This is a genomic window from Nonomuraea sp. NPDC049695 (genome assembly GCF_040674955.1).
GTDB lineage: Bacteria > Actinomycetota > Actinomycetes > Streptosporangiales > Streptosporangiaceae > Nonomuraea > Nonomuraea helvata.
In genome coordinates this window covers 23,552-31,090 of the sequence record NZ_JBFANV010000110.1, presented here as the reverse complement: position 1 = coordinate 31,090, position 7,539 = coordinate 23,552, and the positions used below count along the sequence as shown (strand labels likewise).

10 protein-coding genes are annotated in these 7,539 nt (G+C 69.9%); 1 reads left to right on the top strand and 9 read right to left on the bottom strand.

The window, feature by feature from the left end:
* The 9 genes from AB0J64_RS49680 to AB0J64_RS49640 form a co-directional block, all read right to left on the bottom strand.
* Window positions 1–275: site-2 protease family protein (locus AB0J64_RS49680; protein ID WP_364043862.1), on the bottom strand; the 275-nt coding region annotated here is incomplete at its 3' end.
* Window positions 276–510: 235 nt separating this feature from the next.
* On the bottom strand, window positions 511–996 hold the full coding sequence (locus AB0J64_RS49675) for a GyrI-like domain-containing protein (protein WP_364043859.1): 486 nt from the start codon (window positions 994–996) through the stop codon (window positions 511–513).
* A 10-nt stretch (window positions 997–1,006) separates the two neighbouring features.
* Window positions 1,007–1,918: a sigma-70 family RNA polymerase sigma factor gene (locus tag AB0J64_RS49670; RefSeq protein WP_364043856.1), complete on the bottom strand. Its 912-nt coding sequence runs from the start codon at window positions 1,916–1,918 to the stop codon at window positions 1,007–1,009.
* Window positions 1,918–2,736, bottom strand: a complete 819-nt coding sequence (locus tag AB0J64_RS49665) for a MerR family transcriptional regulator (RefSeq protein WP_364043853.1) — start codon at window positions 2,734–2,736, stop codon at window positions 1,918–1,920. Before AB0J64_RS49665 ends, AB0J64_RS49670 begins: the two co-directional genes overlap by 1 nt.
* Window positions 2,737–2,818: 82 nt before the next feature.
* Window positions 2,819–3,430, bottom strand: a complete 612-nt coding sequence (locus tag AB0J64_RS49660; protein WP_364043850.1) for a hypothetical protein — start codon at window positions 3,428–3,430, stop codon at window positions 2,819–2,821.
* Window positions 3,427–4,500, bottom strand: coding sequence for an adenosine deaminase (locus AB0J64_RS49655; protein WP_364043847.1), 1,074 nt, complete (start codon window positions 4,498–4,500; stop codon window positions 3,427–3,429). The genes AB0J64_RS49660 and AB0J64_RS49655 overlap by 4 nt, the downstream gene beginning before the upstream one ends.
* A 33-nt stretch (window positions 4,501–4,533) precedes the next feature.
* Entirely contained in the window at window positions 4,534–4,884 is a 351-nt protein-coding gene (locus AB0J64_RS49650; RefSeq protein WP_344997218.1) for a cupin, read from the bottom strand.
* A gap of 4 nt (window positions 4,885–4,888) precedes the next feature.
* A complete protein-coding gene (locus AB0J64_RS49645; protein ID WP_364043844.1) occupies window positions 4,889–5,476 on the bottom strand; it encodes a hypothetical protein in 588 nt (195 codons plus the stop codon).
* A gap of 166 nt (window positions 5,477–5,642) precedes the next feature.
* The gene (locus AB0J64_RS49640) at window positions 5,643–7,055 is read right to left on the bottom strand and encodes an MFS transporter (protein ID WP_364043841.1); all 1,413 of its coding nucleotides are present in this window, start codon (window positions 7,053–7,055) and stop codon (window positions 5,643–5,645) included.
* 87 nt (window positions 7,056–7,142) lie between these two features.
* Between AB0J64_RS49640 and AB0J64_RS49635 the strand changes: the two genes are divergently transcribed.
* Window positions 7,143–7,529, top strand: coding sequence for a MarR family transcriptional regulator (locus AB0J64_RS49635; protein ID WP_364043838.1), 387 nt, complete (start codon window positions 7,143–7,145; stop codon window positions 7,527–7,529).
* Window positions 7,530–7,539 lie beyond the last annotated feature (10 nt).

Here is a 7,539-nt window from a genome sequence, read left to right as displayed (position 1 = left end):
GTGGCGTTGCTCCTGAGCTTGGTGGGGTCGTCACCCGGCCGGGGCGGCAGCATGCCGATCATGCGGATGTAGCCGCCGAACGGGATCCACTTGATGCCGTACTCCGTCTCGCCCTTGCGCCGTGACCAGGCGGTCGGGCCGAAGCCCACCATGTACTGGGTCACCCGCACGCCGAAGATCTTCGCGGGCACGAGGTGGCCGATCTCGTGCAGCGCGATGGAGAACATCAATCCCAGGAGGAAGACGACGATCCCCACGAGATAGAGCCAGTTCATCGAGGCGCGCTCCAGAGCAGACGACACGGGGACCGAATGGCCCGGCCGCCCCAGAGTAGTCGAGCTCACCGCTGCGCATGGCTAACCGTGTCTCCCTTGCCGGCTCTTGGCCTTTGGCGATGCTTCGGGGCTGGGGGTGTGGGGGGGGGCCGGGCCCCCCACACGGGCGCTGGCTGGAGCCCTCGACGTGCGCGGCACCTCATCGCGAAGGCGATGCGTTGAGGCGCCTTCGAGGTCAGGCCAGGCGGAACTGGAGTTCGGTGTCCCAGTTGTTCATGTCGGGCTCCTCCAGCGGATTGGTCTGGTAGAACTCCAGGCGGCAGCCCCAGTGCTCGGTCCCGTCCTTCTCCGTCATGTCCCAGGCGAGCCCCTGCTCCTCGCCCCACTTCAGCACCGAGGAGATGACGCCGGCCAACTGGTCCGGGTGGCCGTGGTGGGAGGCCGTGACGTAGCGGCCCGCGGGGAGGACGTCGGCGAAGACGTCGCCCTCACCCTCCACCGGCGTGGCGACCGGCACCCCGGCCTGGACCACCAGCCGGTCCTCGGCCATGTTGATGCTGTCGTACCTGAAGAACGGGGCCCCGGCGAGGGCCACGCCGCGTTCGGCGAGCCAGCCGATCAGGCCGGCGATACGATCCCCGACCAGGCCGAAGCTGGTCATGGTGATGGTCTTGCGGATCCCGATGTAAGGACGGTCCGGGAAATCGATGATGTGTGGCATGTTTCCTCCTTCACCCCTCATTACGGAGCGCGTGGGCGAAACTCATCGGCAGGTCGAAGAAGGGGAACAGGCCGGGATCCAGGTACGTGGTCACGCCCGTGATCAGGCCGCCCGCGACGTCCAGGACGACCAGGGCGAACGGCCGGCCGTCCATGTACTGGCCGAGGGCCGGGGAGCCGTTGGCGCGGGTCGGCAGGAGGCGGGCGCCGGCGCACGGCGCGTCCGACGCGAGCAGCACCGCCCGGATGCTCTCGCGGCCCCGCAGCCACCACGTGAACGGCGGCATCGACATCGTGGCGTCCTCGTGCAGCAGCGACACCAGCGCGGTCACGTCGTACCGCTCGAAGGCGGACACGTAGCGGGACAGCAGCTCCTCGTCCACCTCCAGGTCGGCGGGCCCCACGGCGGGAAGCTTGGCGCGGGCCCGTTGCAGGGTGCTGTTGACGGACGTGACCGTGGTGGACAGCAGGACGGCGGTCTCGGCGGCGCTCCATTTGAGCACGTCGCGGAGGATGAGGACGGCGCGCTGCCGGGGCGGGAGGTGCTGCAGGGCCGCCACGAAGGCCAGGCGGACGGTCTCGCGGGCCACCGCCAGGTCCTCGGGGCTGAGCCGGCTGTCCGGGATGGGGTGGATCCAGCGTTCGGGAGGGAGGGGCGCGCCCAGTTCGGCGCCAGGGACGGCGGCCGGGCCGAGGTCCATGGCGCGGGCGCGGCGTTGCGGGCCGCGCAGCATGTCGAGGCAGATGTTCGTGGCCAGGTGGAACAGCCACGAGCGCAGCGGTCCGCGCGAGGCGTCGTACGTGCGCCACGCCCGGACGAACGTCTCCTGCACCGCGTCCTCGGCCTCGAACCCCGAGCCCAGCATGCGGTAGCAGTAACCGGTCAGCTCGCCCCGGTGCCACTCCAGCTCCGTCGCATCCACTACGCCGGAGTCACCTCGATCTGGAGCTCGGTGACCCATTCGTCCAGGTTGTCGGGGCAGTAGAGGGAGATCTCCCTCGCCAGCCCCAGGGAACGGTAGCCGTTCTCCTCGATCCAGTGGGCCAGCGCCTGGAACGTCGGCAGCGTCGCGTCCATCGACCCATGGTGGATGATCGTGGCCGCGGTCGGCAGCGCGGGCAGGTCCACCACCTGGAAGTCGTACGGGTCGCCGGACGTCACGGCGGCCGGCAGGCAGGCGTGGATCATGACGGACCCGTCGTCCTCCTCTTCGTAGTACGCGAGCCCCGGACCGGTGATCCGGACGGAGGCGGCCTCCACCCGGCGGCAGATCTCGCCGAAGAGCGGTTTGATCACGGGGCCGATGTGCTCGCTCTCATAGCTGGCCGCCCGGGCGCTCAGCTCGGCGACCCGGACGGGGCTCACCGCCTTGAGGACGATCTCCGCCGTCTGCAAGTGGCCCTCCCTCTCGATGGTGCGCAATCGCGCCTCGACGCCTCGGAGCCTGGCCAGGTCGGCGTTGATCTGGGCTTCGAGCTGGGCGCGGCGCATGCGTACCATGCCGTGCAGCTCCTCCGCGCTGACCTTCTCGTCCAGGATCGCGCTGACCTGCTCCAGCGTGAAGCCGAGGTCCTTGATCGCGACAATCCGGTTGAGCCTGGACAGCTGCGCGGCCTGATAGGAGCGGTAGCCCGTGACCGGGTCCACGTGCGCGGGGCGCAGCAGGCCGATGGCGTCGTAGTGGCGCAACATCCGCACCGACACCAGCCCGAGCCTGGCGAAATCTCCGATGCTGAACATGACGCCTCCAGGTGTAGGGCCTCACACCGTGTCAGGGTCAACCTAAGGAGGCCCTGCTCGCCGACCTCATGCGTCACCAGGCCTAGGCGATGACGATCGCCGCGACCACCAGCACCACGGCCACCACCAGCACCGCGATGGCGTCGTAGGACCACGTGACCCGGCCCGGCGCCGCCTCCTGATCGCGATATCTGGCCGACTCGGCGCGCTCGCGGATCTGCTCGCCCACCCAGTCGGCGTGTGTCTTTCCCGCGAACGCCTCCGCCGCCGCCTGCTCGGCCTTCGACAGCGTGGGCTCGGTGCGGTAGCGCCCCCGCGTCTGCCTGGGCGCCCCGCGCCGCTGCGCCCTGGCCCGCTCCCGGGCGCTGCTCATCGGCGTCCAGAGCCGCAGCACCTGCCCGTCGCCGTACTCGACGTTGATCGAGTGGGACACCGTCACGTCCCCGACCGAGGCCCACGGCAGGAACGTGGTGCGGAGCGGGTTGCGGCCCAGCAGGCCCTCCTCCGTGAACACGGTGGCGGGGCGCAGCGCGACCACGTAGACCAGCGCCGTCAGAGCGCCGAGCACGGCCAGGGCGACCAGCGAGGCCTTGCCGGTGTAGTGGGCGATCAGGTCCCATACGTTGAAGGCGACGAAGGCCAGCCAGACCCACCCCAGCACGAACGCGGTCCTGGACCGGTAGATCTGCTTCACGGCTGCCACTTGAGCTGCGCGAAACCCGGCTTGATCACGCCGTTGATCAGCGCCAGCCGCTCGTCGAACGGGATGAACGCCGACTTCATCGCATTGACCGCGAACCACTGCAGGTCATCCCAGCCGTAGCCGAACGCCTCGACCAGCTTGGCGCACTCCTGCGACACGCTGGTCGCGCTCATCAGCCGGTTGTCGGTGTTGACGGTGACCCGGAAGTTCAACCGCCGCAGCAGCCCGATGGGGTGCTCGGCGATCGACGCGGCGGCCCCGGTCTGCAGGTTGGAGGTGGGGCACATCTCCAGCGGGATGCGCTTGTCACGCACGTACGCCGCCAGCCGCCCCAGCTTGGCGGAGCCGTCCTCGGCCACGGAGATGTCGTCGATGATCCGCACGCCGTGCCCGAGCCGGTCGGCGCCGCACCACTGGATCGCCTGCCAGATCGACGGCAGGCCGAACGCCTCGCCCGCATGGATGGTGAAGTGGGCGTTCTCCCGCTGGAGGTACTCGAACGCGTCGAGATGCCGCGTGGGCGGGTAGCCCGCCTCGGCTCCGGCGATGTCGAACCCCACCACGCCCACGTCGCGGTAGCGCACGGCCAGCTCGGCGATCTCCATGGAGCGCGCCTTGTGCCGCATGGCCGTGAGCAGCGTGCCGACGCGGATGCCGCGCCCCGCCGAGCCCTTACTGAACCCCTCGAGCACCGCCTCGACGACCTCGTCGAGGCTCAACCCCATGGTGGTGTGCTGCTCGGGCGCGAAGCGCACCTCGGCGTAGACCACGCCGTCGGCCGCCAGGTCCTGAGCGCACTCGGCGGCCACGCGCTCGAGCGACTCGCGCGTCTGCATGATGCCGACGGTGTGCTCGAACGTCTCCAGGTAGCGCTCGAGCGAGCCCGAGTCGGACGCCTCCTCGAACCACTGGCGAAGGTTGTCGGGATCGGTGGTCGGCAGCCGATCGTAGCCGGTCTCCCTGGCCAGCTCGACGATCGTCTCGGCGCGGAGCCCGCCGTCGAGGTGATCGTGCAGCAGCACCTTGGGAGCCCGCCGGATCGCGTCAAGCGTGGGACTCATCTGGCCATGATAAGGGCGTCCACGTGGTACGGCTCAGTCGCGACCGGCGCTCTCCGGCGAGAAGGCGGGCAGGCACACCGCGATGTACTCGGCGCCCTCGGGGCCGGTGCTGTAGCGGACCTTCTCCCCCGGTGACGTCACCACCGACTGCCCGGCCGCGACCTCCGTCGTGCCCTCGGCGTGCTCGACCAGCACCAGGCCGCGCAGGACCACGGTGTACTCGGTGAACTCCGGCGTCTGCGGCGGCTCGGTCCAGCCGGGCGGAGCCGTCATGTGAGCTATGGAGATCGCGTCATCACCACTGTTGACGCGGCCGACGTGCTCGTCGATGAGCTTGCCGCCGGGAACGGGTATGCGGGCCGGGGCCTCGATCTTTCTCACCACGAGGTCAGTGTGCCACGTCGATGATCAGGCGGCTGGGCTCGCCCTGCTCGTTGAGCTGGAACGCGGCCTGCCTCGCCAGCACCAGCCCGATGCCGACATGGCCCTCGAAGTCGCCGGTCCTGACGACTTCGGTGAGGTTCTCCAGGTTCGCGGGGAAGACGGGGCCGCCTGTCCATGTGGGCTTGCCGCCGGCGTCGTGGGCGTCGGCCGGGGAGAGCGTGACCTGGAGGTACGTCCCGCCGCGCACCTCGATGGGCTTGCCCGAGCCCTCCTCCAGGAACTGCTCCACCCACCTGACGGTGTATCCGGGGACCTCGCCCTTCAGATCGACGACCACGCGGTCGTAGGTGTCGTGGGCGGCGTACCGCACGCCTGTCACGACGGCGGGCTCGATGCCGTCGCGCTGGACGTCCACCTCGGCGGTGCTCGTCGGCGCGCCGGGCTCGTGCCCGGCAGGCCCGGTGACGGACGGGGTGTCCGTCAGCACGGCTTGCGTGCCCGTGCCGCAGGCGGTGAGCAGGGCGAGGCAGGCCGGCAGAACGGCCGCGCGGCAGCGGGACGTTCGGCGCGCGGCCGGGGATGACGAGCGCATGCCCGGTAGATGCCCAGGTTACGGGCCTGCAAGCGGCGGATCGGCGCGGGTTTCCCTGCCGTCGTTCGCGACCGGGTCGAAATGACGCGACAGGGCCCCGCCGGGTGCGACGGGGCCCTGCTGTCGAGTGGCAGTGCTGCCGGGTGGCAGTGCTGCCGGGTGGCGGTCAGACGGTCTCGTAGACCTTGGCGTTCTCGCCGGCCTCCGCGACGGCCGGGGCCTTGCGGGCGCGCAGGCCGGTGGCCGAGATCGCCAGGCCGACCACGGCCAGCACCAGCGACACCACGATCGCCGAGCGCAGCGAGCCGATCGAGAGCGTCTCGCCGCCGCCCGAGGTGAGCACGGCGGTGACCACGGCCAGCACGATCGCGCCGCCCACCTGGCCGGAGGTGTTCAGCAGCCCGGAGGCCAGACCCTGCTCGTCGTCGTCCACGCCGGTGGTGGCCTGGATGTTCAGCGAGGGGAACGAGAGCGCGAACGCGATGCCCATGAGGAGCATGCCCGGGATCACCATGCCGGCCAGGCTCGGGTCGCGGTCGATGCCGAGGAAGATCGCGTACCCGCCGGCCAGCGCGGCGGAGCCGATGACGATCAGCTTGCCGGTGCCGAACCTGTCGGCGAAGTCGCCCATCTTGGTCGAGGTGACCGCGACGAGCAGGCCCGCGGGCAGGAACGCCAGGGCGGTGCCCAGGGCCGACCAGCCGAGGAGGTTCTGGAAGTACTGCATGGCCACGAACTGGAAGGCCACGTACGAGCCCATGAGGATGAGCAGCCCCAGGTTGGCGCGGACGATGTGGCCGGAGCGCAGGATGCCGAGGCGGACCAGCGGGTGCCGCATCCGCTGCTCGGCGAAGACGAACAGGCCGAGCAGCACGGCCACCGCCACCAGCGAGCCGATGGTCTGCAACGAGGCCCAGCCGGCCTCGGGCGCCTGCACGACCGTGAACACCAGCAGCAGCATGGACGCGGTGATCAGCACGGCGCCGATCAGGTCGTGACCGCCTTCGGCCCGCTCGTCACGGCCGCGCAGCACCTTCGGCGCGACCAGCAGGGCGAGGATCGCCACGGGGACCGGCATCAGCAACGTCCAGCGCCAGCCGATCTCGGTGAGCAGGCCGGACAGCACGAGGCCGAGCGAGTAGCCGCTGGCGCCGCAGGCGGTGAAGATGCTCAACGCCCGGTTGCGCTCCGGCCCCTCAGGAAAAGTCGTCGTGATGATCGACAAAGCCGCGGGGGCGGTGAACGCGGCGGCCACACCCTTGACGAACCGGGCCGCGATCAGCAGCCCGCCGTCGTCCACAATGCCACCGAGCAACGACGCCACGGCGAAGACACCCAGAGCGACCAGGAACACCCTGCGCCGCCCGAGCAGGTCGGCGGTCCTGCCCCCGAGCAACAGAAGACCGCCATAGCCGAGCACGTAGCCGCTGACCACCCACTGCAGAGATGAGGTACTCAGGCCCAGGTCGTGCTGAATGGCAGGCAGGGCGACACCGACCATCGAGACGTCAAGGGCGTCAAGGAAGATCACTGCGCAGAGCACGGCGAGCGCGCCCCAACGGGATGAGGAAGAGGACATGGGACAGAACACTACATGCAAGCGCATCTAATGCAAACGCATTTAATGCCGTTGCATAAAATTTAGCGAAGTGGTAACCTCCGCGACATGGACGAGGAGTTCGTGGTCGACACCTGGCATTACGTCCTGGCCAAGCACGCCAAGACCATGTGCGCGCTGGAGCGCGAGCTGGGCGATCGGCACGGGCTGGGGCCTAGTGAGTTCGAGGTGCTGGACCGGATCGTCCATCACGACAGGAAGCTCCGCATCCAGGAGCTCTGCGACGAGGTGCACCTGAGCCAGAGTGCCCTGTCCCGGGTGGTGGCCCGCCTGGAGAAGGCCGCGCTCGTGTCACGCGTGGTCTGCGACGCGGACCGGCGCGGGGTGTTCGTCTGCATCACGGACGAGGGCCGCGCCCGCCACGCCGAGGCCCTGCCCACACAGCGCGCCGTCCTCGCCGAGATCTTCGCCGACGCGCCGGCCCTCGCCCGCTGACGCACCCCCA